Here is a 22,966-nt window from a genome sequence, read left to right as displayed (position 1 = left end):
TGTTTAGGGTCAATTCAGCGGCACAGCTTGTTGATGAAGTTTTCCGCCTCGATCACCGCCGCGCCGAAACGCGCCAATGTGGCGGCGTCTGCCTGGCCTGCCTCGATCTCACCGGCAACGCCTGCCACCTTGAAGGCACCCACGGCGCTTGCCGCCCCCTTGATTCGGTGGGCCACGGTCGCAGGCGGTACGTTGCCCGCCGTCATGTCCAAAAGCGCCGCCCTCGCCTGCCGGGCGAACAGGGACAGAATCTCGATTTCCAGATCCTTGTCACCCATTGTCTGACGGGCCAGATGAACGAGATCGATACAGCGCGACGCCGAAGGTGCTACGGCTGCGGCGCCGAGATCTGGCGCATGATCGGCAAGTTCGAAGGCGGAAACGGCGACTGGCATGAGCAATTGTCCTGTTGATCGATATGAGACAATTCCCGATCATGTCGGGCAAAAATGCGTATCAACCTAAAATCCGGCGCATTCCCCACGGCTTTTCTGCAGTCATGGTTAATTTTGACCAACCCTCGCATTTTGAAGGGCTTTCACGTCCCGATATGGTATATTTTCTGTTAACAGCCTGCCGCACAAGGGCCTCAGGGGTCACCCCGAATTGTAACGGAGGGGGTAATGTGCCACTACAATACGCTTGGCAGGCGCGTATGCCTCGGTTTCGGCCAAATTTTCGCGCACCGGAAGGCGGGTCGGTAAGCATTCCTTATCATCCCTTTGAAATGAAAGCGTTCCGGACTGGAATAAAAAGAGGACGATCCGATCGCCGACATCCGTCGGTGGCGGCTTCAACCGACAGGCATGTCACCCGTACCCATTTGCATGCGGCACCGGGTCGGATGGTATGACCGGTGTTAGTAACGAGGCGTAACCGCATGGTGAAGAAAAACAACAGCGATGCGATCGACGAAACGGCGTTTCAGGCGTTGGAAGACGCGCTGAACAACGATTTCGACGAGGATTTGAAGCCTCGCTCTGGCTCCGCTTCCCAAGCGCGGGAGAAGTCTGTGTCCGAAAAGCCGCAACAGCCCAAGGCGTCCCAGCCCAATCCCGGCGAGCGTGAAGCATCGCCGCGCGAAAAGCAGGCCGTCGCCCGTCAGGCGGAAGTTCGCAAGGCAGCTGCCGAACAGGCGCGCCCGACGACTAGTGAGGCAAAATCGCCAACCTTCGCGCCGGCCAATGATGCCAGCCGCCGACCGACCGCTGCTCTTCTGCGCACGCTGGATGGCGGCGCCATGCGTGCGGCGCTGCGCAACTCGACCATTTTGTCCACGCTCTGGGCGATCGGTGGTCTCGGCCTCGGCCAGCTGATCTACGGTTCGCAGATCTGGCAGTTCAATTCGGTCGAACAGGTTCTCGAAACACCCGGCGTCGTTGCCATCGGTGTCGGCATCTTCGTGCCGATCATGCTGTTTTATGCCTTCTCCATCATGATGGCGCGTGCGCACGAATTGCGTGTCGCTGCCCGTTCGATGGCGGAAGTGGCCCTGCGCCTGTCCGAACCAGAAACCATTGCCACCGACCGCATCATGACGGTCGGTCAGGCCGTTCGCCGCGAAGTCATGGCGATGAACGAAGGCATCGAGCGCACCATCGCCCGTGCCACCGAACTCGAGACCCTCGTCCATTCGGAAGTGAATGCGCTTGAGCGCAGCTATGCCGACAACGAGTTGCGCGTGCGCGGCCTCGTTCAGGAACTCGGCTCGGAACGAGACGCGATCGTCAACCATGCAGACCGCATCCGCTCCTCCATCGTCGGCGCCCACGATCAGCTCAAGGAAGACCTGTCGCTGGCAACCGAGGAAATCTCGGTTCGTCTCGCCACCTCGGGCGAAGCCTTTGCCTCGATGATCGAGACACGTGCCGCCACCCTGATGGAACGTTCGAACGCCGCCGGCGAAGCCCTTGGCTCGCTGCTGACGGCCAAGACCGATTCGATGATCGAGACATTGCAGTCCTCCGGCAAACAGCTCGCCGGCGAATTCGATGTGCGTCTTGAAGATCTGTCCAAGACGCTTGCCGAACGCGGTGAGGATCTGCTCGGCCAGTTCGAGACCCGCGCCTCGACGCTCGATGCCAATACCGAAAAGCTGAATGCGGCTCTTTCCGACCGCACCCGCCAGCTCAACGAAACGCTGGTTGCGCGCACCCGCGAAATCACCGAGGGCCTCACCTCCGGCGAACGCGCCATCACCGGCACGCTCGACGGCGTTCTCAATTCGCTCAACACCACCCTCGAAGAACGTGGCTCCAGCTTCCGCCAGAGCCTGCAGACAGCTGCCGACGATGCGGTCATGGATCTCGACCTGCGCACCGGCCTTTTCGAAGAGCGCCTGCAGGGCACGATCGGTCAGCTCAGCACCACCTTCGATGAAGGCCTGAACGAATTCACTGCCGCTTTCGACCAGCGTTCGGGTTCGCTCGATACGAAGCTCAACGATAGCCTGCTGGCCATCAAGCAGAGCGTCGAAAGCAATTCGGAAGCCATGGAAGGCATTCTATCTTCCAGCATCGAACGCATCGGCTCGGCCTTTACCGACCAGTCGCTGGCGCTTGCAACCACGCTCGGCACCAGCCAGGAAATGCTCGAAAGCACGCTGGAATCCGGCACAAGCCAGATCGGCGAAGCGCTCGACGCCCGCAGCCGTGCCTTCACCGAAGCGTTTGACGCCCGCAGCACCCAGCTTCAGGAAGCAATCGACGACAAGAGCCTCGCGCTCAGCGTCGGTCTCGCCACTTCGGCTGCCGCCCTCACCGAAGGTCTCGACGCCCGCACGGCCGAATTCCAGCAGGCCATCGATGACAAGAGCCTTGCGCTCACCATCGGCCTTGCCACGTCGGCTGCTGCTCTCACCGAAGGTCTGGATGCCAGCACCAACGAGTTCCACCAGGCGATCGACGAGCGCAGCCGTACGCTTGCCGAAACGCTGGACACGTCCGGCCGCAACCTGACCGAAAACCTCGAAAAGTCCGGCCGCGCTCTCAACGAAAGCCTCGAAGCTTCCGCCAGCGCCTTCTCGACCGATTTCGACGCCAAGAGCCGCGAGCTTTCCGGCGCGCTCGAAGGTCGTGCGCAGGAATTCACCGAAACGCTCAACGCCCGTGCTGCCGAAATCACCGACAGTTTTGGTGGCGCACACGAGCGTATCGATGCCGTCATGGCGGAACGCAGCGGCGCCCTCTTCAACGCTCTCACCGACAGCCAGACCCGTTTCGACGACACGCTGGCCGGTCATTCGGCTGCCATCGTCAATGCCGTCAGCGGCAGCCACGAGCGTCTGGCCGAAGTGCTGGACGAGCGCACCGCCCGTCTTGAAAACGCCGTTGCCGGCACGCCGGAGCGCCTTGCAGGCGTTCTCGACGACCGCATCGCCGGCATGGAAACCGTTCTGTCCGCCGGTCATCAGCGCATCGAGCAGGATCTCGGCCGCCGCATGACCGACATGGGCGACATGGTGTCCAAGAGCAGCGAACGCATCGGCGAAATCCTCGACGACAAGTCGATGGAAATGGCGACCTCGCTGGCTCTCGGCGAAGACCGCCTCACCGGCGCCATCGAGGAAAAGACCAGCACGCTTCTCGACACCATCAACAGTGCCGACGAACGCGTTGCCGCAGCCTATGCCGCCCGCACCGAAAACCTGCAGGGCGTCTACGCGGAAAGCCAGCAGCGTCTCGAAGCCACGCTCGACAATCGCGGCGCGGAAATCACCCGTGCTCTCGAACAGGGCGCCGAACAGATCGACCGTTCGGTCGGCGGCGGTGCCGGTCGCATCGAAATGGCGCTCGGCCAGAATGCCGAACGTTTCGAAGACACGATCACCGACGGCCTGCTGCGCATGGAAACCATGATGAGCACCGGCCATGAGCGCGTTGCCGAATCCATGGAAGCCGGCAATGACCGCCTGTCCGAAACGCTGGACGGCTCCTACGAGCGCATGCGCGCCACGCTGGACGATCGTCGCGAGATGATTTCGGCGACGCTGACCGAGGCCGAAGGCCAGTTCAGCGAAATGCTTGCCGATCAGGCAACCTCCATCGGCACGTCGATCGCCACCAGCGCCAGCATGCTGGAAATGACGCTCGAGTTGCAGCAGGAAGGCCTGCGTGGTCTGGTCGACGGCGTCGGTAACGATCTCGAAGGCCGCCTCACCTCCAGCGCCGGCGAAATCGCCGCCAAGCTGAGCACGGCTGCCGCCGAAATCAACCAGTCTGCCGACCAGTTCTCCAGCCGCATCGAAAAGACCGTCGGCAGCGTTTCGACCGCTCTCAACGAAACCAGCGAACGCGTCGATGGCACGCTGACCGGCCTTGAAGGCCGCATGCGCGATCAGCTTGGTTCGGTTTCCGAACTGGTGGATGGCGTTGGCCGCAATCTCGGCGAAACGCTTGCCGAGCGCACGGCAGATCTCGAACGCGCTGCAGGCGCTGCCGCGGCCCGCATCGAAACCAGCCTCGAAGGCGGCAGTGCCCGTCTCGAAGCCGCCGGCGAGCAGGCAGCATCGCGTATCGACGGGACGTTCGATGCCGGCACCGGCCGTCTCGAAGAACGTCTCGGCACCATGGACCGCGCGCTCAATGTCGGCCTCGACGCCGTCAGCCGCACCATCGAAGGCAAGGCCGCCACGCTTGCTTCCGCCATGCGTGACGCCGTCACCACGGCTGCCGAAGGCATGGACAGCGAGGCCATGCGTTCGACCGAAGCTCTGGCACGCGCCGGCGCCCAGTTTTCCGAACAGCTGGAAGCCCGCAACGCCGAATTCACCAAGTCGATCGAGGATCGCTCCAACGAGATCGTCGGCCGCATTTCCGAAACACAGGGCCGCCTGTCGGGTCAGGCTGCGGCCGTGGCTCAGGCCTTCTCGGATGCCGGCAATTCAATCGTCAACAAGGTTGCCGAAGCCGACGCTCTGGTAAAGGGTCAGGTCGCGGCCATTTCCGATGCGCTCGGCGAAGCCGAAAAGTCGCTCGGCGACCGTGGCGACAGTGTCCGCAACGCGCTTTCGCAGACTGCCGGTGAAATCAATGCCGCCATCGATCAGGTCGACAAGGCGCTGGAAGCCCGTGGCGAAGCCATCCGCACCTCGCTCGACAACCGCTCGCGCGATCTCAACTCGATGCTGTCCAGCCGTTCGGCCGAGTTCTCGCGCCTGATCGACGAAAAGGCACGTCCGGCCCTTGAACAGGCTGCCGAAAGCGGCCGTCAGGCAGCAGAACAGCTGGCAACCGCCGCCGAACAGTCCGCCGGTCGCCTCTCCGCTGCTGCGGAAGAGACAAGCCAGCGCCTGCGCAACGAGAACAACGCTCTGGTCGATGCGCTCGCCGCCCGCACCAACGACACGCTCTCGGCCATCAGCCAGCGCGGTGAAGAAGTGTCCGGCAAGATGCTGGGTGTCGAGCAGGGTCTCGCCGCCAGCGTCCAGAGCCTCATCTCGCGCCTCGAAGACAGCAATACCGGCATCGCTTCGCTGGTACAGCGCACGGCGGCCGAACTTGGTGGCACGATCGAACGCGCCGCCGAACAGCTGGGCGATGCCGACGCACGCCTTGGCGCCACCGCCGACCGCTTCTCGCAGTCGGCAGCGCAGTCGGCCGATGTTGTTTCCAGCGCCAGCCGCCTTTTGGAGAACAATGTCGAGCGCCTCTCGACCGTTTCCTCGGCAACGCTGTCGCAGGTGGGCAATATCGTCGGTCGTTTCGACGATCACTCGCGCGTTCTCGGCCAGGCATCGGAACTTCTGGGTGCTGCCCAGTCCAACCTCGTCGGCACGCTCGACGAACGTCAGACCGCGCTGCGTGACCTGTCGGTCGGCCTCGTCAAGCGCTCGGAAGAGATCGAACTGACGATGCGCAACCTGACGAACCTCGTCGAAGGCGCATTCGACCGCGCCGAGGATCGTTCGTCGCAGGTATCCTCGCGTCTGCGTGATGGTCTGCAGGCCTCCTTCGCCGATATCGGCCGCACGCTGGGCGAAACCCAGCAACGCGCCGAAGCCACGGCGGAAAGCATGCGCAGTGCCTTCTACAATGCCGGCGAGGAAGCTGCCCGCGCCATCGAAGGCACGATGAGCGACGCCGAGCGTCGTTCGCGTGAATTGACCGACCGCATGCGTGGCGGCATTGCCGGTTCGCTTGCCGATGTCGAGCGCATGCTCACCGATGCCACCGGCAAGTCCGATACGGCTGCCGACCAGCTGCGCGAAACACTGCGTCAGTCGGTCGACGATGCGATCGGCCGTTTCGCCGGCGCAACCGACGAGATCCGCCGCTCGGCCGGCGATATCCGCAAGGAACTGGACGCCACCCGTTCGGAACTGAAGCGCGGTGCCTTCGACCTGCCGGAAGAAGCCAAGGAAAGCGCTGCCGCCATGCGTCGCGCCGTTTCCGAGCAGATCAAGGCCCTGCAGGATATCTCCACGCTGGTCGGCCGTTCGGCCCAGCAGCTGGAAGTCGCCGAACCGGTTCGCCCGGCACCGGCGCCGGCCCCTGTCGCAGCCCCTGCTCCGGCTCCGGTGGCACCGCCGCCGTCCTACGCCCAGGCACCTGTGGCACCGGCACCGATTGCACAGCAGCCCGCTCCGGCATACCAGCCGGCTCCTGCCCCGCAGCAGCCGAGCCTGGCGCAGCGTGTTGCCCAGCAGCCCGCAGCGTCCCAGCCGCAGCCGCAGCGCGACATCCTGTCGGGTCTTGGCGGTGCCTTGGGCGGTGCATTGGCCGGCAGCGCGCCCGGTGGTCTTCTGCGTGGCAGCTTGCCCGCGGATCAGGCAGCCCCGGCACAGCAACCGCGCGCAGCCGAGCCGGCACAGCGCCGTGACGACAATGGTGGCTGGATCAGCGATCTTCTGCGCGGTGCATCGCGTGACGAACAGGTGGAAGCCGCTCCGCGCCAACAGGTGCGCAGCACGCCGGAAGCCTCGACCCGCCACGGCGACAACCGCAATCCGCGCCACATGGTGGAATCGCTGAACTCGCTTTCGGTCGATATCGCCCGCGCCATCGATCACAATGCCTCGGTCGAACTGTGGCGCCGCTACCAGCGTGGCGAACGCGATGTGTTCACCCGTCGCCTCTACACGCTCAAGGGCCAGCAGACCTTTGACGACATCAAGCGCAAGTATGATCACGAGCCGGAATTCCGCACGGCCGTCGATCGTTACATCGCCGATTTCGAAAAGCTGCTTGCCGATGTGGCCCGCACCGATCGCGACAAGACGGTCACCCAGAGCTACCTCACTTCGGATACCGGCAAGGTCTACACCATGCTGGCACACGCGGCAGGTCGCTTCAGCTGATCAACAATCGTTACGGTTGTTGATCCATAGTTGATACATCGTCATTTTCTGATAAAGTGCGCCACAGGAACCAGGAGGTTTCTGTGGCGCATCGGCATTCGGACGACATCGATCTGAAACTCAATCGCCTGCGGGACATCCGCCGGTCAGCCATTCCATTGCGGAGCGATGGCGAGGCCATCCGCTTGCTGCTTTCCACCCAGCATGCCTTTCACGCCCTGATCTGTGCGCGGGACAGTGAAGAACCGGCGATTGAGAAACTCGACAGCTAGAGCGGTTCATTGTTAAATGGAATCAGTTCTGTTGGCTCAAACGGAGTCGGATGGTCGCATGGCCGGCGCGTGTCATAGCCAAAGCATACGTCCAAGCCGGCCATGCGATCAGGCGGCCCGTTTCAGCCAACCCGAAGGGCCGGGCATCTTTCCGCCGGGATCAACGGCGATCGGCTCGCACGTACACCCGTGGTATGCGCTTCGCCAATCGCCGCTGCCCCGACGAAAACCTGCTCCGGCAGAACTGTTTCCATTTAACAATGAACCGCTCTAACCCATTTGGGGGTCGTTCTTTCACCTTATCCGCTATTCTCTGGTCGCGGATAATCTGTGGTTGACGTTCTGTCGGGAGGAACACATGCGTCTCATCATCACCACCATGATTGCTGCCAGCCTTGCCGGACCGGCACTTGCCGATATGTCCGCCTCGGTCGACTGGGGGCCGACGAAGAAGTGCTTTGACAGCAAATCCCCACCCATCAAGCTTTCAGGCGTGCCGGCCGGCACGACCAGGCTCGATATTCGGATGATCGATCTCGATGCACCGAACTTTCATCATGGTGGCGGCAAGGTCGACTACGCTGGCAATGCCAGCCTGGCTTACGGCGCCTTCAGCTACAAGGGCCCATGCCCGCCGACCCGCCACAAATACAGGTTCACCATCAAGGCGCTTGATGCCAAGGGAAAGGCTCTCGCCACGGCCAGTGCCAACAAGAACTTTCCCTGACGATCTGTAGGCCGCGAACGGCAGATCATGCACGGGCGTAAAACGACAACAGCCCCGGAGCGCTTCGCTGCCGGGGCTGTTGTCTGCAATTTCTGTCGCGTGAAGGATCAGATCGACTTCAGCGTCCAGTCGACGATATCGGCGCCGACCTTGGCAAAGGCGCGGTTGATGCCGGCGATGAAGGTGGCATTGTCCTCACCAGACACCGGCACCGTGGCGCGGAACACGTTCTGCGCCCGCACCGAACCGTTGCGATCGTTGAGGATTTTTACCGAGATCTCGACAACGGCCGCCTTCGGGCTCGACGCATTGACCTCGAAGGCGCGGATATCGGTAACGACCTGATAATCGATTGCCAGTCCCTGTCCCGGCTTGCCGACGCCACCCAGCTTGCCGGTGTTTTCGAACGCCTGCACCAGCTTGGACTGCACGATACGCGGCAGACGATCACCCCATTGCGAATTGCCGAGATAGCGAATTTCAGACGGCGAAACACGCACCACCACCTGCTCGCTGTCGAGCGATTTCAGCGCCGTCGGCTCGGGCACGAGGATCTGGCGAGCCTTCGCGCTGTCGGCAGAGCTTGCCACCGGCGTCAGCGACAGATCGAACGTGTCGTTATTGGCCTTGCTGCCGCAGCCGGACAGCAGCACTGCCACGAGCGGCAGGGCAAGCATGGCACCGCCGCGACCCAAACCAAAAGACTTCGAACCCATATTCACGCTCCCATCAGCCCTGTACTTGAACGCGCCACACGCCATCAACGTCGGGTCCTGCCGTCATATGTCTTGACCTCGTCCCCGCCAAAGATCAGACGCTGCGGGTCGTTGTCGAAATTGGTGATCGCGCGGTTGAGATTGTCCACCGTGCGGCGCATGTCGCCCACCAGCGTCTGCACGTTCTGCAGGCCGGACGACGAGAAGCGATTGATATTGTCGGCGATCGGGCCGATACGGCCATTGAGATTGTCGGCGGCGGCACGGATCGACTGCAGCGTCTTCTGCGCCTCGGCGAACATGCCTTCGGAACCCTCGCCGCTCACCATCGTATCGACCTTGGCAAGAATGCCATCGACACGGCTGGATGCTTCATTGAGCTTCTTCGCCAGTTCGGAGAAATCACCGATCGCCCGGTCGATCTCGTCACGGCGAGCAGCAACGCCATCAACCACGTCACGCGCCGAAGCAACGGCTCCGCGTGCATCGACTGATGCCTGGGCGAAGTTGTCGACAACCGCACCGACCTGTTTCGGATCCACCGAAGCCATGATCTGTTCGGCGCGTTTCAGAACGCTCTGCGTGTCGATACCGACCTGGCGGAAACTCGCAGCCGTTTCCTTCACCTCGGCGACGATTGCCGGCAGTTCCGTCGAGGATGCGGCGATGTCGCCGGATACCTTTTCGGCATTGCTGAGGATGTTGTTGATCTTGTTGGCATCGACGGCCCGAACCAGCTGTTCGGCTGCCTCAAGCGTCGAATCGATGCGCTGGGAAACAGTATTGAACGTGCCGGACAGCGCCGACAGGCTCTGCAGGAACTCGTCGATCGCGCCGGAATTCTGGCTCAGCGATGCGGTAAACGTCTCGGCATTCCTGATCGTCTGCGTCAACGGCCCGCGCGCGTCGGCGACAAAACCCTGAATATCGCCGATCGCCGTATCGGCGCGCTTGAGGATCTGGTCGGCGGTTGCGAGCAGGTTGGTGACGCTCGACTGGTCGGCAATCAGCACAGCCGGCTTGCCCTGTTCCTGCGCCTTCCTGACGATGTTTTCCTCGCCGGTACGACCGCCGGACAATTCGATATAGGCGGCACCCGTCAGGCCCTGCACTTCCAGCACCGCCTTGGTGGACGGATAAACAGGTGCTGCCAGTTGCACTTCGGTGAAAGCGATCGAATAACGCGGATCATCCGGATCGATGGCAAGGTTGCGCACCGTGCCGACCGGGATACCGTTGAAGCGCACGGCGGACCCCACGGAAAGGCCGTTCGCCGAACCCGGGATACGGATCGCCAGTTCACCGGTCGGGCCGCCGCGTCCATATTGCGCCATCCAGTAGACGAAGCCGAATGCGGCAACGACCACCAGAAGCGTGAAAAATCCGACGAGGGCGTAGTTGGCTTTGGTTTCCATGAATTCCGGTCACTTTTCTGGGTGTTCGGTGGCTCGGTCGATCGGCTCTGTCACCACCGATCGTGCGCGCTTGCCGCGGAAATAGGACTGAACCCAAGGGTCGTCGCAGGCAAACATGTCGTCCAGCGTTCCTTCCACCAATACCTTTTTCTCCCCCAGAACCGCAATACGGTCGCAGACGGAGAACAGGCTATCGAGGTCGTGTGTCACCATGTAGACGGTCAGGCCCAGCGTATCGCGCAGCTTGGCGATCAGGGCATCGAAATCGGCAGCGCCGATCGGGTCGAGACCCGATGTCGGCTCGTCGAGAAAAACGAGATCGGGGTCGAGCGCCAGCGCACGCGCCAGTGCCGCACGCTTGATCATGCCGCCGGAGAGTTCGGACGGGTATTTGTCGGCAGCGTCAGGCGGCAGGCCGACAAGTTCCAGCTTCAGATAGGCCAGTTCGTCCATCAGCGACTGCGGCAGTTGCAGATATTCGCGCATCGGCAACTGGATGTTTTCCTTCACCGTCAGCGCCGAAAACAGCGCTCCGTGCTGAAAAAGAACGCCAAGCCGTGTGTCGAGCGCGATCCGTTTCTGGTCGTCGGCCGTGTCATAATCGACACCGAGAATCTTGATCGTACCGGAGCGGTGCGGCAAAAGCCGTAGTACGGTGCGCATCAGCACCGATTTGCCGGTACCGGATGCGCCGACGAAACCGAGGATTTCGCCGCGATAGATATCGAGGTTCAGATTGTCGAGAACGATCTTCGAGCCGAAACCGACGGTCAGATCGCGCACTTCGAGAATGACGTCGCGATCGCTCTGCGCCGGTGCATTTCTCTCCAGTGTTTCGCTGTCTGCGCTCATCACCACCTCAAAAATCGATCGCGGAATAGAAGATCGCAAACATCGCATCCATCAGGATGACCGCGAAGATCGACTTCACCACGGATGCCGTCACGTGCTGGCCGAGCGATTCGGCACTGCCGCCGACCTTCAGGCCTTCCACGGCAGAGACGATGCCGATGGCCAAAGCCATGAACGGCGCCTTGATCATGCCGGATGCGACGGAGGAATAATCGATCGCCTCGTTGAGACGACCGAGAAAAGTCTCGAACGTGATGCCGGAATAGGCCCAGGTGATCACCGCAGCGCCGCTCAGCGCCGAAAAGTTCGCGATGATGGTGAGAAGCGGCAACGCGATCGTCAACGCCACCAGACGCGGAAACACCAGAACCCCGATCGGGTTGAGGCCGATAACCGTCAGCGCATCGATTTCCTCGCGCATCTTCATCGAGCCGATTTCGGCCGTAATCGCGCTGCCGGAACGGCCGGCGATCATGATGGCGGTCAAAAGCACGCCGATTTCGCGAAGCTGCAGAATGCCGACCAGATCGACCACGAACAGTTCGGCGCCGAAATAACGCAGCTGAAACGCGCCCTGCTGGGCAATGATCGCACCAATCAGAAACGACATTAGCAGAATGATCGGCGTCGCGCGCACACCCATGCGATCGATATGCGTCACGACAGAGGCAGGCGATACGCCGGAACCATGGCCAAGCTTCATCTGCGCACCACGCACGGCGGAGCCCAGAATGTTCATTGCCGACACGAGATCCTGTCCGAGCCCGACCATGGCCTTGCCGGTCGGCGCAAAGATGCGCTGGAACAATGTGCTGTCGTCGGCAACTTTTTCCGGCGCAGGCGTCTTTTCCGGCAGAACGTCGAGCAGTTCCTGCAGCTTGGCATCGGCACCCGTCAGCGCAACTTCGCCGCCGGCCTCCTTCCGCTGCGTCATCAGGCGGCGCAACAGCCAGGCGCCGGCCGTGTCTATACCCTCGATATCGCTGACATCGATTTCAAGACCGCCATTGGCCTTGCCGGATTCGATTTTGGAGAGCTTTGGCAGCACGGCCGAAATGCCATGGCTTCGCCAGTTCCCGGTCAGAACCAGACGCTGGCCGCCATTGTCGATCTCTTCGATCTTTATGTCCGCGTCCGACATCTCGGCGGGGTTAGGCTGTGCCTGCATAAATCTTCTTCTGCTCAAACGCCCGTTGATCGCGCCTAGGGAAACGGCAATATAAACACCTGTTAACGAAATGCCATGTGCGGGAAAGCTAAAACCATGCGGCGTCACCTTGAAGCCACAACAGAATCCTTCCCTATTGCCGGTACCTTCACGATTTCACGGGGTTCGAAGACCGAGGCCGAGGTCGTGACCTGCACCATTAGCGCGAATGGCGTGACCGGACGCGGCGAATGCGTGCCGTATCGCCGTTATGGCGAAACGATCGACGGCGTTCTCGAAGCGATTCGCACCGTCACGCCGGCCATCGAACAGGGTTTGAACCGCGAATCGCTGCTCACCGAAATGAAGCCCGGCGCCGCCCGCAATGCGATCGATTGCGCCCTGTTCGATCTCGAAGCGAAAACAAACAACACAACCGTCGCCGCCATGCTCGGTGTTACGGATCTCGCGCCGATGGTCACCTGCTACACGATCTCGTTATCCGATCCGCAGACCATGGCAGCCCAGGTGGCTGCCAATGCGCATCGTCCGCTGCTGAAGATCAAGCTCGGCACCGAAAACGATGCCGAACGCATCCGCGCCGTGCGACTGGCGGCGCCGAATGCGCGTATCGTCGTCGATGCCAATGAGGGCTGGACGGAAGGCAATATCGAGCACCATCTGGCGGTGGCAGTGCAGGCCAATATCGAACTGATCGAACAACCGCTACCGGTCGGGAAGGATGCCATCCTTGCCGACCTGAGACGCAAGGTGACGATCTGCGCCGACGAGAGCGTCCATGCAACAAAAGACCTCGCCGCGCTTCGCGACCGTTATGATGCCGTCAACATCAAGCTCGACAAGACGGGCGGGCTCACGGAGGGCCTCTTGATGAAGGCGGAAGCTCAACGGCTGGGTTTCAGGATCATGGTCGGCTGCATGGTCGGTACATCGCTGGCCATGGCGCCCGCCGTGCTGCTGGCGAGCGGCTGCGATTACGCCGATCTCGACGGTCCGCTCCTTCTGGCGCGGGATCGCGTACCGGGCCTGCGTTACGACGGCTCGCTGGTCAGCGCGCCCCTGCCGGAATTGTGGGGCTAAACGAAAACAGCGCCCGTAAAGGCGCTGCGCTCAATTCTTTCGATTTGGAGGTTTCAAGCCGCCTGCGTGGCCGAAATCTCGCGTTCTTCCGGTGCCGGCAGCGCATGCACCTGCGCCGTCGCGGCCACCTGTCGCCAGGTGATCAGCTCGAACGTACCATCCATATGCTCGGCAATCGCCGTACAGCTTTCCACCCAGTCGCCGGTGTTGACGTAATGGATACCGTCGATGTCTTCCATCACGGCGTGGTGGATATGGCCGCAGATGACGCCATCGACTTCGGCGCGGCGGGCCTCGTCAGCCACCACGTTCTGGAACTCGCCGATGAAATTGACCGCCTGCTTGACCTGCAGTTTTGCCCAAGCCGAAAACGACCAGTAAGGCAGGCCGAGTTTGCGGCGGATGGCGGCAAGGCCGATATTGATGACGATGGCTGCGTCATAGGCCCAGTCACCGAGATAGGCGAGCAGGCGGATGTTGCGCACCACGACGTCGAACTGGTCGCCGTGCAGAACCAGATATTTGCGGCCGTCCGCAGTTTCATGGATGATCCGGTCGGCGACCTCGATGCCGCCGAAATGCACGCCCGGAAAAGAGCGCAGGAATTCGTCGTGATTGCCGGGAATGTAGATGATGCGGGTGCCCTTGCGCGCCTTGCGCAAAAGCTTCTGCACCACGTCATTGCAATCCTGCGGCCAGTACCAGCTGCGCTTCAGCCGCCAGCCGTCGACGATATCGCCGACCAGCACGATCGTTTCGGCCTCGTGGTAACGCAGGAAATCCAGAAGGAAATCCGTGCGCGCTGCCTTCGAGCCGAGATGCACGTCGGAAATGAACAGGGTTCTGAAATGTTTCGTTTCCATTTGCCCGGTTTGCATTTGCCTGGTCACGAGATCGCCCTTTCGTCGCGTCGTCCTGGCTCCTGAAAAACAGAGTCTTGTTTCACGAACATGACAAAACCCGGCTTTTGCCCCGGTTCCGGCCTAACGTCACCCGCATGCAACATCACCGACCCGGAAATACCCCAATTCGCCAATATGCGGCTGGACCCTCATGTCATTTGTTGTATTGAGGGACCCTCAAGAAGAATTTTGACCGAGGTCGCAATGACATCGAACATGTCCGATACACCTGCAAATCCTGCCAGCAATGGCGAACTCGAAGAGCAGGCACTGCATTTCCACAAGTTCCCACGCCCCGGCAAGCTTGAGGTCACCGCCACCAAGCCGCTCGGCAACCAGCGCGACCTCGCGCTCGCCTATTCGCCGGGTGTAGCGGCCCCCTGTCTCGCCATCCGCGACAATCCGGAAACCGCAGCCGATTACACGGCGCGCGCCAACCTTGTCGCCGTGATCTCCAACGGAACCGCCGTTCTGGGTCTTGGCAATATCGGCCCGCTGGCATCCAAGCCGGTCATGGAAGGCAAGGCCGTCCTCTTCAAGAAATTCGCCGGCATCGACGTTTTCGATATCGAGATCGACGCTCCCAAGGTCGATGAAATGGTCTCGACCATCGCGGCCCTCGAACCGACTTTCGGCGGCATCAACCTTGAAGACATCAAGGCGCCTGAATGTTTTGAAGTCGAGCGCCAGCTGCGCGACAAGATGAACATCCCGGTTTTCCACGACGACCAGCATGGCACCGCCATCATCGTCGCCGCCGGCATTCTCAATGGCCTCGAACTGGCGGCTAAGAACATTGCCGACGTCAAGATCGTCGCATCCGGTGCCGGTGCCGCCGCCCTTGCCTGCCTTAACCTTCTCGTGTCGCTCGGCGCGAAAAAGGAAAACATCTGGGTCCACGATATCGAAGGTCTGGTCTATGAGGGCCGAACCGAGCTGATGGACGAGTGGAAAGCAGTCTACGCACAGAAGAGCGACAACCGCGTTCTCGCCGACAACATTGCCGGTGCCGACGTCTTCCTCGGCCTGTCGGCCGCAGGCGTCCTGAAGCCGGAACTTTTGGCCCAGATGGCGGAAAAGCCGCTGATCATGGCGCTCGCCAACCCGACGCCGGAAATCATGCCGGAACTCGCCCGTGCCGCCCGCCCGGACGCGATGATCTGCACCGGCCGTTCGGATTTCCCCAATCAGGTCAACAACGTTCTCTGCTTCCCATATATCTTCCGTGGCGCTCTCGATTGCGGCGCAACCACCATCAACGAAGAGATGAAGATGGCGGCGGTCAAGGCGATTGCAGCCCTTGCCCGCGAAGAAGTCTCGGACGTTGTCGCCCGCGCCTATTCCGGCGAGACGCCGATCTTCGGTCCCAACTACCTGATCCCCTCGCCATTCGATCCGCGCCTCATCCTGCGCATCGCGCCGGCTGTCGCCAAGGTCGCCGAGGAAACCGGTGTCGCCACCCGTCCGATCCAGGATTACGACGCCTATCTCGACCAGCTGAACCGCTTCGTCTGGCGTTCGGGCTTCGTCATGAAGCCGATCTTTGCCACCGCCAAGGCGGCAGAAAAGAAGCGCGTGATCTTTGCCGAAGGTGAAAACGAACGCGTCCTGCGCGCCGTTCAGGTCCTCCTCGACGAACAGATCGCCGTGCCCACCCTGATCGGCCGTCCTTCGGTCATCGAAGCCCGCCTCAAGCGTTTTGGCATCCGCCTTCGCCCGAACGAGGACTTTTCCGTCGTCAATCCGGAAGACGATCCGCGTTACCGCGAATATGTCGACGATTATTTTGCCCTCGTCGGCCGCGCCGGCATCAATCCGGAAGCCGCCCGCACGCTGGTGCGCACCAACAACACCATTATCGGTGCCCTGTCGGTCAAGCGCGGCGAAGCCGATGCGCTGATCTGCGGCCTCGAAGGCCGTTACGACAGCCATCTGCGCCACATTCGCCAGATCATCGGCATGCGCCCCGGTGCCTGCACGCTGTCGGGTCTCAGCCTCCTGATCTCGCAGCGCGGCGCGATGTTCTTCACGGATACATTCGTGAACTACAGCCCGTCGGCCACCGAAATCGCCGAGATCACCATTCTGGCGGCACAGGAAGTGCAGCGTTTCGGCATCAAGCCGAAGGCGGCGCTGATCTGCCACTCGAATTTCGGCTCGCGCGATTCGGAAAGCGCCCGCAAGATGCGTGAGGCGCTTGCCCTTGTGCGTGAAAAGGCGCCGCATCTGGAAATCGACGGCGAAATGCAGGGTGGTGCAGCACTTTCGGAAGTGGTGCGCAAGCGCGCCATGCCGGACAGCACGCTGACCGGTGAAGCCAATCTTTTGATCTTCCCGAACCTCGATGCCGCCAGCATCTCGCTCGGCATCGTGCGCAACATGACCGATGCGCTGCATGTCGGGCCGATCCTCATCGGTGCCGCACTGCCGGCCCATATCCTCGGCCAGTCGGTCACCTCGCGCGGCGTCGTCAACATGACGGCGATTGCAGTCGCGGAGGCCTCCCAGCCGACGCTTCCGGCGATCCTCGCCTGAGAAATCCACAGCCTCGTTCAAGGCTGTTAGGACAATGTCAATCCGAAGGCGGGACCATCCGCCTTCGGACTTCGACAGTGAAATAAGCGGCCCCACGACAAGCGGGATCGAATGGAGGATACGGATGCGCCCTCACCGGCTGTTCGCCCTGGCACTATGCCTCAGCCCGCTTCCCGCGATTGCGCAGGACAATGCCGCGCTCTGCGAAGACCTCTACCGCCGTCTCGCCAATGCTCCCCACATCATCGGCAATACCAGCAATGTGCGTGAACATGCGCAGGCGCTGACAAAACAGAATATCGAGATCCGCAAGCTGCGTCTCGACATGCGCCGCCACGAATGCGGTTCCATCAGCATCACGCCGCTTGGCGGCCCCAATGATCACGCCTGCCGCGCGCTCCGCCAGATGTTGTCCGACATGGAACAGAACCGCAAGGATATCCTGTCGGCCCGCAATCAGGCACGCAGTCTGGTCATCACCAATCACGAAACGAAACTGATCCGCGCCGATATCCAGGCCAACAATTGCGTGGCCCCGGATTTCGAGGCGACGACCGTTTCCGTCGATCCGCAACAGGACATGCCCGCCTCCGGCACAGAGACGGACCAGCAGTCATCCGTCGTCACGCTGAAGGCACCGAAGGAATCCTCGATCATCGAGTTCCAGACCCCGCCGCCAGAGCCGGAAGTCGCCAAGGCGCCGGAACTGCCGCCGGTACCGGTGCGTGATTACGATCCGTCGAAGAAAGTGCGCATCGTCGGTCCACGCTTCTTCCCCAATCCGTCGGATATCGACCTCGCCAATCCGGCCGGCGGTGTGCAGTTGCGCCAGTAAAGACCTTCAGCGCTTCTCCTGCGGCCAGCGCCCTTCGTGCACGAGCTCGCCTAACGGCAGGCGTTCACGCCAGCCCTTTACCGCCAGTTCCGGCTCACTGTAGAGCTGGTCGACATATCCGAGACAGAGCCAGGCGACGATCTCGACACGCTCGGGAATGCCCAACAGTGCCTTGATATCGGCATCATGAAAAATGCTGACCCAGCCGACACCGACACCTTCCGCCCGCGCCGCCAACCACAGGTTCTGCACGGCGCAGACGGTCGAATAGACATCCATGCGCGGATTGTGGGTGCGCCCCAGCACGACGGGGCCGGCCCGGTCGGGGTCGCAGGTGATGCAGATCGACAGCGGCGCCTTGCGGATACCTTCCAGTTTCAGGCTGCGATAGGTTTCCGCCTGTGCTCCGGAAAACAGTTCGGCTGCCTCGTCATTCGCCCGCAAAAAAGCCTTGTGCGCGGCCTCCCGTGTCGCTTCGTCGCGAATGAGAATAAAGCTCCATGGCTGCATGAAACCGACGGACGGTGCCGCATGCGCCGCTTCCAGCAGCCGCTGCACAAGTTCGTCCGGCAACGGATCGGGCAGGAACTGGTCGCGCACATCGCGGCGGGAATGGATGGCGCGGTAAACCGCCTCCAGTTCGTGCCTCGGAAAAGGACCCGCAGCGGTCAGCGCGTCCTCGTGGTTCGGTTTCATCGGCATGTAAAAAGTCTTCAGGGCAGCGGGAAATAACGGACATAGGCGAATTCGTCGCCACTGGGTGCCCAGTTGGGCGAGTTCATCGTACCCTGCCCGCCAAACAGCTCGAACAGCGTTTCGACATTGCCGCCATCCATGTCCATCAGGCGCACGCGTACATCGAGATCGCGCGGGTGATCAAACACCTCGCCGTCATAGGACACAAACACGACCTTGTCGCCCTTCGGTGACGGATGCGGAAACCAGTCGCCGTATTCGCTGTCGGTGATGCGTTCGGCAGCACCACCTTCGGCGGGAACACGCCAGATCTGCATGCGCCCGGTGCGGCTGGAATTGAAATATATCCATTCGCCGTCGGCGGAAAAATCCGGCCCGTCATTGCGGCCCTCGCCAAAAGTCAGCCGCCGCTCCTCGCCACCGTCGACCGGGATGGAATAGATATCGAAAACCTGATCGCGGATGCCGCAATAGGTGAAGCGCGTGCCATCGGGCGACCAGCCATGCCAATAGGACGGCAGGTTTTTCGTCACCAGTTTCGGTTCGCCGCCGACTGCCGGCAGAACATAGATCGCCGATTTGTCGAATTCGCATTTGTCGGAAATGGCGATCAGCGTGCCATCGGGCGAGATGCCGTGGTCGTTGTTGCACCGGATCGCAAAACCGGTATCGACCGGTTGCGGAACGGTCGCCTCTTCCAGTGCCAGCCGATACATGCGGCCATCGCAGTTGAGCATCAGGTAACGCCCGTCCGGAGACCAGTTCGGCGCCTCGAAAAGCTGTTCCGTCTGCCACAACACGCGGTTTTCGCGGGTGCGGATATTGAAGATCTCGATCGAGCTGCGCAGCAAACCGGTACTCCCTCTTGGACTGGAGGCACGGTGCTAACACACAAATCCGGCAAGGTCTCGGCAGGCCGCAAATCTTCACCCGAACGGGTGAGACACACCTTAAAATAGCATATGCAAATTAGTTGTCGCTAAAGAAAGGATTCGTTAATGTCTGCGAGTCAGTATATGCATGTTTTCAAATATACGTTACGCGCCAGACCCCACCCCCCAATCTCGCCGGGCGTATGTTCGAAGACTTCTTTATACGCGGGTTCCCCCATCCACCCCGCGCCCGTCCTGTTCAGCGTTTGCGGACGGGCAAACTGAAAAGGCCGGCGTCTACCCCCGACGCCGGCCTCTTTTTTCAGCTCAAACCATCAACGATCAGATCGCGACAGCGGCCATGCGCTTCTCGTCGCGACCGCTCTTCATGCGCTCGGCCAGAAGGAAGGCCAGTTCGAGCGCCTGATCGGCGTTGAGGCGCGGGTCGCAATGGGTGTGGTAACGATCCTGCAGATCGGCACCGGTCACCGCACGTGCACCACCCGTGCATTCCGTCACGTCCTTGCCGGTCATCTCGACATGGATGCCGCCCGGATGCGTGCCTTCGGCGCGGTGGATCTGGAAGAAGCTCTCGACTTCCGACAGGACACGCTCGAACGGACGCGTCTTGTAGTTGTTGAGCGTGATCGTGTTGCCATGCATAGGATCGCAGGACCAAACGACCTTGCGGCCTTCCTTCTCGACAGCACGGATCAGCTTCGGCAGATGATCGGCAACCTTGTCGTGACCGAAACGGCAGATCAGCGTCAGACGGCCGGCTTCGTTGGCAGGGTTCAGGATATCGATCAGCTTGATCAGGTCATCCGGCTGCAGCGAAGGACCGCACTTGAGGCCAAGCGGGTTCTTGATGCCACGGCAGAATTCCATATGCGCATGGTCGGCCTGACGCGTACGGTCGCCGATCCAGATCATGTGGCCCGACGTGGCGTACCAGTCGCCCGAGGTGGAATCGACGCGGGTCAGCGCTTCTTCGTAGCCGAGAAGCAGGGCTTCATGGCTGGTGAAGAAATCGGTTTCGCGCAGGCTCGAATTGTTTTCCGAGTTGATGCCGATCGCCCGCATGAAATCCATGGTTTCGGAAATGCGGTCGGCCAGCTTGCGGTAACGGTCCGCCTGCGGACTATCCTTGATGAAGCCCAGCATCCACTGCTGCACGTTGTCGAGATTGGCATAACCACCCATCGCGAAGGCGCGCAGAAGGTTCAGCGTCGCGGCAGACTGGCGGTAAGCCATGATCTGGCGTTCCGGGTCAGGAATACGCGCAGCCTCGGTGAATTCGATGCCGTTGACGATATCGCCACGGTAGCTCGGCAGGCTCACGTCACCCTGGGTCTCGATGCCCGAGGAGCGCGGCTTGGCGAACTGGCCGGCGATACGGCCGACCTTTACCACCGGCAGCTGGGCGCCATAGGTCAGGACAACAGCCATCTGCAGGAAGGCGCGGAAGAAATCGCGGATGGTATCGGCACCGTGTTCGGCAAAGCTTTCGGCACAGTCGCCGCCCTGCAGAAGAAAGCCGTTGCCTTCCGCCACGTTCGCGAGCGACTTTTTCAGCCGGCGCGCTTCGCCTGCAAAGACGAGCGGCGGCCAGGTCGCCAACTGCTGCTCGGTCTCGCGCAGCTTGTTGGCGTCCGGATATTCCGGAACCTGCTGAATAGGCTTCTGCCTCCAGGTGCTCGGTGTCCAGTTCTGTGCCATGATACTCACCCAATCTGCACGTTACGGCCATCCCGGCCATGGTGCCTGTCGAAAATTTGAGGCGGCTTATAACCCTTTGCCCCTCACTTGCATAGACCGGCGACCCCGCCGATCGGTACGATCCGCCACCATGGTGGCGGATCGGATATCATCACATCGGGCAGATCAGCCGTCGACGCGCTCACCGTTCTTCAGCAGGTAGCTCGGCTTGTACATCGTCACCAGCTCTTCGGAAGCGGTCGGATGCACGGCCATGGTGCGGTCGAAATCGTCCTTGGTGACGCCTGCCTTCAGCGTGATGCCGAGAAGCTGCGCCATTTCCCCGGCCTCATGGCCGAGAATATGCGCGCCCACCACCTTGCGGTCGCTCGCATTGACGATCAGCTTCATGATCGTGCGCTCGGTACGGCCGGAAAGCGTCGCCTTCATCGGGCGGAATTCGGCGCGGTAGACTTCCACGTCAGTGAACTTCTTGCCCGCCTCTTCTTCCGACAGGCCGACCGTGCCGATTTCCGGCTGCGAAAACACGGCGGTCGCGATCATGTCGTGATCCGGCGAGGTCGGGTTGCCGCGATATTCGGTCTCGATGAAGCACATCGCCTCATGGATCGCCACCGGCGTCAGCTGTACGCGATCGGTGACATCACCCAGCGCATAGATGTTTTCGACGTTGGTGCGCGAATATTCGTTGACGATGATGGCGCCGCGACCATCGGTCTTCACGCCAGCCGCCTCAAGGCCCAGACCCTTGGTGTGCGGGTCGCGGCCGAGCGCCAGCATGACAGTTTCCACCTGCAGCGTCTCGCCGGCCTTGGTGCGTGCTCTCAGGCCGCCATCGGGATTTTTCGCCACCTCATCGATCACGTCGGTGAGGATGATGCGGATGCCCTTGGCCTCCATGGCCGCATGCAGGCCACGACGCATGTCGATATCGAAGCGCGAAAGAATTTCCTTGCCGCGATAAATCAGGGTCGTTTCGACACCGAGGCCGTGGAATATGTTGGCGAACTCCACGGCGATATAACCGCCGCCGGCGATCAGGATCGATTTCGGCAGCGTTTCAAGATGGAATGCCTCGTTGGAGGTGATGCACAGTTCATGGCCAGGCAGCGATGCATGCGGGTTCGCAGTGCCGCCCGTGGCGACGACGATACGATCCGCCGTCACGGTCTTGCCGGTCGCGACCAGGCGCACGGTATGGGCATCCACCAGCTCGGCGCGGGTCGCCAGAATTTCGGCGCCGGCGTTTTCGAGGCCGCGACGATAGAGACCTTCGAGACGGTCGATTTCCTTGTCCTTGGCGGCAATCAGCTTTTTCCAATCAAACGTGCTTTCACCAACGCTCCAGCCGTAACCGGCGGCATCCTCGAAATGCTCGGGGAACTGCGAGGCATAGACAAACAGCTTTTTCGGCACGCAGCCACGGATGACGCAGGTGCCGCCAAAACGGTATTCCTCGGCGATCGCCACCTTCTTGCCGAGCGAGGCGGCCACACGACCTGCGCGCACGCCGCCGGAGCCGCCGCCGATGACAAAGAGGTCGTAATCATAGGTCGTGGCGGCAGTGGTCATGGATGGCTCCAGTCAGGAATTTGGGAGGGAGAAACAATTGAGAACGGCATCGATATAATGTGCCGTTTCGCAATTGCAAAAGCGTAGCGTGAAAAGGCAGAAGCTGCCGTCTAACGCGAAACGACAAAGGGCGCCAGTGGCGCCCTCCAGACTGCTGACAAACCCCGTCATTTTTTGGCGGGGTTTTGTTTTATGCGAACCACCGGGTTTGCTGGCCGCGTTCGAATGAGGCAATGAAGATCCTTCTGCCTCATGCCATGGCTGGCTGAGTGGCCCTTGTGAGGGCGATTGCGATCTTCTTGATGTTC

General features: G+C 61.3%; 16 protein-coding genes. 6 read left to right on the top strand and 10 right to left on the bottom strand.

The window, feature by feature from the left end; genetic code table 11:
* Positions 1–14 precede the first annotated feature (14 nt).
* Positions 15–395, bottom strand: coding sequence for an Hpt domain-containing protein (locus J2T09_RS20675; RefSeq protein ID WP_306837975.1), 381 nt, complete (start codon positions 393–395; stop codon positions 15–17).
* A 485-nt stretch (positions 396–880) separates the two neighbouring features.
* Between J2T09_RS20675 and J2T09_RS20670 the strand changes: the two genes are divergently transcribed.
* The 3 genes from J2T09_RS20670 to J2T09_RS20660 all read left to right on the top strand — a co-directional run bounded on the left by J2T09_RS20670 (position 881) and on the right by J2T09_RS20660 (position 8,296).
* Positions 881–7,297, top strand: coding sequence for an apolipoprotein A-IV repeat region-like domain-containing protein (locus tag J2T09_RS20670; RefSeq protein WP_306837973.1), 6,417 nt, complete (start codon positions 881–883; stop codon positions 7,295–7,297).
* 83 nt (positions 7,298–7,380) lie between these two features.
* Positions 7,381–7,569: a hypothetical protein gene (locus J2T09_RS20665; RefSeq protein WP_306837972.1), complete on the top strand. Its 189-nt coding sequence runs from the start codon at positions 7,381–7,383 to the stop codon at positions 7,567–7,569.
* Between the two features lie 358 nt (positions 7,570–7,927).
* A complete protein-coding gene (locus J2T09_RS20660; protein WP_306837970.1) occupies positions 7,928–8,296 on the top strand; it encodes a YbhB/YbcL family Raf kinase inhibitor-like protein in 369 nt (122 codons plus the stop codon).
* Positions 8,297–8,403: 107 nt separating this feature from the next.
* Here the strand turns inward: J2T09_RS20660 and J2T09_RS20655 are convergent, their stop codons facing one another.
* Genes J2T09_RS20655 through J2T09_RS20640 form a run of 4 tightly spaced genes read right to left on the bottom strand, consistent with a single transcriptional unit; the run spans position 8,404 to position 12,447 of the window.
* On the bottom strand, positions 8,404–9,012 hold the full coding sequence (locus J2T09_RS20655) for an ABC-type transport auxiliary lipoprotein family protein (protein WP_306837968.1): 609 nt from the start codon (positions 9,010–9,012) through the stop codon (positions 8,404–8,406).
* A 44-nt stretch (positions 9,013–9,056) separates the two neighbouring features.
* On the bottom strand, positions 9,057–10,427 hold the full coding sequence (locus J2T09_RS20650) for an MlaD family protein (protein ID WP_306837966.1): 1,371 nt from the start codon (positions 10,425–10,427) through the stop codon (positions 9,057–9,059).
* A 9-nt stretch (positions 10,428–10,436) separates the two neighbouring features.
* Positions 10,437–11,279 (bottom strand): ABC transporter ATP-binding protein, encoded by an 843-nt coding sequence (locus J2T09_RS20645; RefSeq protein ID WP_306837965.1) that lies wholly within the window; start codon positions 11,277–11,279, stop codon positions 10,437–10,439.
* A gap of 7 nt (positions 11,280–11,286) precedes the next feature.
* Positions 11,287–12,447, bottom strand: coding sequence for an ABC transporter permease (locus J2T09_RS20640; RefSeq protein ID WP_306837963.1), 1,161 nt, complete (start codon positions 12,445–12,447; stop codon positions 11,287–11,289).
* Positions 12,448–12,543: 96 nt separating this feature from the next.
* Between J2T09_RS20640 and dgcA the strand changes: the two genes are divergently transcribed.
* Positions 12,544–13,527, top strand: a complete 984-nt coding sequence (dgcA, locus tag J2T09_RS20635) for an N-acetyl-D-Glu racemase DgcA (protein WP_306837961.1) — start codon at positions 12,544–12,546, stop codon at positions 13,525–13,527.
* Between the two features lie 53 nt (positions 13,528–13,580).
* Here the strand turns inward: dgcA and J2T09_RS20630 are convergent, their stop codons facing one another.
* Positions 13,581–14,390, bottom strand: coding sequence for a UDP-2,3-diacylglucosamine diphosphatase (locus tag J2T09_RS20630; protein WP_306837959.1), 810 nt, complete (start codon positions 14,388–14,390; stop codon positions 13,581–13,583).
* Between the two features lie 255 nt (positions 14,391–14,645).
* On the opposite strand from J2T09_RS20630, the gene J2T09_RS20625 reads away from it, so the two are divergent.
* Together J2T09_RS20625 and J2T09_RS20620 are read left to right on the top strand one after the other, a co-directional pair.
* Positions 14,646–16,964, top strand: a complete 2,319-nt coding sequence (locus tag J2T09_RS20625; RefSeq protein ID WP_373458544.1) for an NADP-dependent malic enzyme — start codon at positions 14,646–14,648, stop codon at positions 16,962–16,964.
* 124 nt (positions 16,965–17,088) lie between these two features.
* The gene (locus J2T09_RS20620) at positions 17,089–17,799 is read left to right on the top strand and encodes a hypothetical protein (protein ID WP_306837955.1); all 711 of its coding nucleotides are present in this window, start codon (positions 17,089–17,091) and stop codon (positions 17,797–17,799) included.
* Positions 17,800–17,805: 6 nt separating this feature from the next.
* Here J2T09_RS20620 and bluB read toward each other — a convergent pair whose 3' ends face one another.
* The 4 genes from bluB to gor form a co-directional block, all read right to left on the bottom strand.
* Entirely contained in the window at positions 17,806–18,495 is a 690-nt protein-coding gene (gene bluB, locus J2T09_RS20615; protein WP_306838148.1) for a 5,6-dimethylbenzimidazole synthase, read from the bottom strand.
* A 17-nt stretch (positions 18,496–18,512) separates the two neighbouring features.
* Positions 18,513–19,343 (bottom strand): TolB family protein, encoded by an 831-nt coding sequence (locus tag J2T09_RS20610; protein ID WP_306838146.1) that lies wholly within the window; start codon positions 19,341–19,343, stop codon positions 18,513–18,515.
* Between the two features lie 366 nt (positions 19,344–19,709).
* Positions 19,710–21,086, bottom strand: a complete 1,377-nt coding sequence (locus J2T09_RS20605) for a class II 3-deoxy-7-phosphoheptulonate synthase (protein ID WP_306837953.1) — start codon at positions 21,084–21,086, stop codon at positions 19,710–19,712.
* Positions 21,087–21,251: 165 nt separating this feature from the next.
* Positions 21,252–22,658, bottom strand: a complete 1,407-nt coding sequence (gene gor / locus J2T09_RS20600) for a glutathione-disulfide reductase (RefSeq protein WP_306837952.1) — start codon at positions 22,656–22,658, stop codon at positions 21,252–21,254.
* Positions 22,659–22,966: the final 308 nt, after the last annotated feature.

Origin of the sequence: Neorhizobium huautlense (genome assembly GCF_030811685.1) — a bacterium.
Taxonomy (GTDB): Bacteria; Pseudomonadota; Alphaproteobacteria; order Rhizobiales; family Rhizobiaceae; genus Neorhizobium; species Neorhizobium huautlense_A.
This window is presented reverse-complemented; position numbering and strand designations above follow the sequence as displayed.

Coding starts and splice junctions, on each gene's coding strand:
- J2T09_RS20675 (WP_306837975.1), bottom strand. CDS start 395: ATGCCAGTCGCCGTTTCCGCCTTCGAACTTGCCGATCATGCGCCAGAT.
- J2T09_RS20670 (WP_306837973.1), top strand. CDS start 881: ATGGTGAAGAAAAACAACAGCGATGCGATCGACGAAACGGCGTTTCAG.
- J2T09_RS20660 (WP_306837970.1), top strand. CDS start 7,928: ATGCGTCTCATCATCACCACCATGATTGCTGCCAGCCTTGCCGGACCG.
- J2T09_RS20655 (WP_306837968.1), bottom strand. CDS start 9,012: ATGGGTTCGAAGTCTTTTGGTTTGGGTCGCGGCGGTGCCATGCTTGCC.
- J2T09_RS20650 (WP_306837966.1), bottom strand. CDS start 10,427: ATGGAAACCAAAGCCAACTACGCCCTCGTCGGATTTTTCACGCTTCTG.
- J2T09_RS20645 (WP_306837965.1), bottom strand. CDS start 11,279: ATGAGCGCAGACAGCGAAACACTGGAGAGAAATGCACCGGCGCAGAGC.
- J2T09_RS20640 (WP_306837963.1), bottom strand. CDS start 12,447: ATGCAGGCACAGCCTAACCCCGCCGAGATGTCGGACGCGGACATAAAG.
- dgcA (WP_306837961.1), top strand. CDS start 12,544: ATGCGGCGTCACCTTGAAGCCACAACAGAATCCTTCCCTATTGCCGGT.
- J2T09_RS20630 (WP_306837959.1), bottom strand. CDS start 14,390: ATGGAAACGAAACATTTCAGAACCCTGTTCATTTCCGACGTGCATCTC.
- J2T09_RS20625 (WP_373458544.1), top strand. CDS start 14,646: ATGTCCGATACACCTGCAAATCCTGCCAGCAATGGCGAACTCGAAGAG.
- J2T09_RS20620 (WP_306837955.1), top strand. CDS start 17,089: ATGCGCCCTCACCGGCTGTTCGCCCTGGCACTATGCCTCAGCCCGCTT.
- bluB (WP_306838148.1), bottom strand. CDS start 18,495: ATGAAACCGAACCACGAGGACGCGCTGACCGCTGCGGGTCCTTTTCCG.
- J2T09_RS20605 (WP_306837953.1), bottom strand. CDS start 21,086: ATGGCACAGAACTGGACACCGAGCACCTGGAGGCAGAAGCCTATTCAG.
- gor (WP_306837952.1), bottom strand. CDS start 22,658: ATGACCACTGCCGCCACGACCTATGATTACGACCTCTTTGTCATCGGC.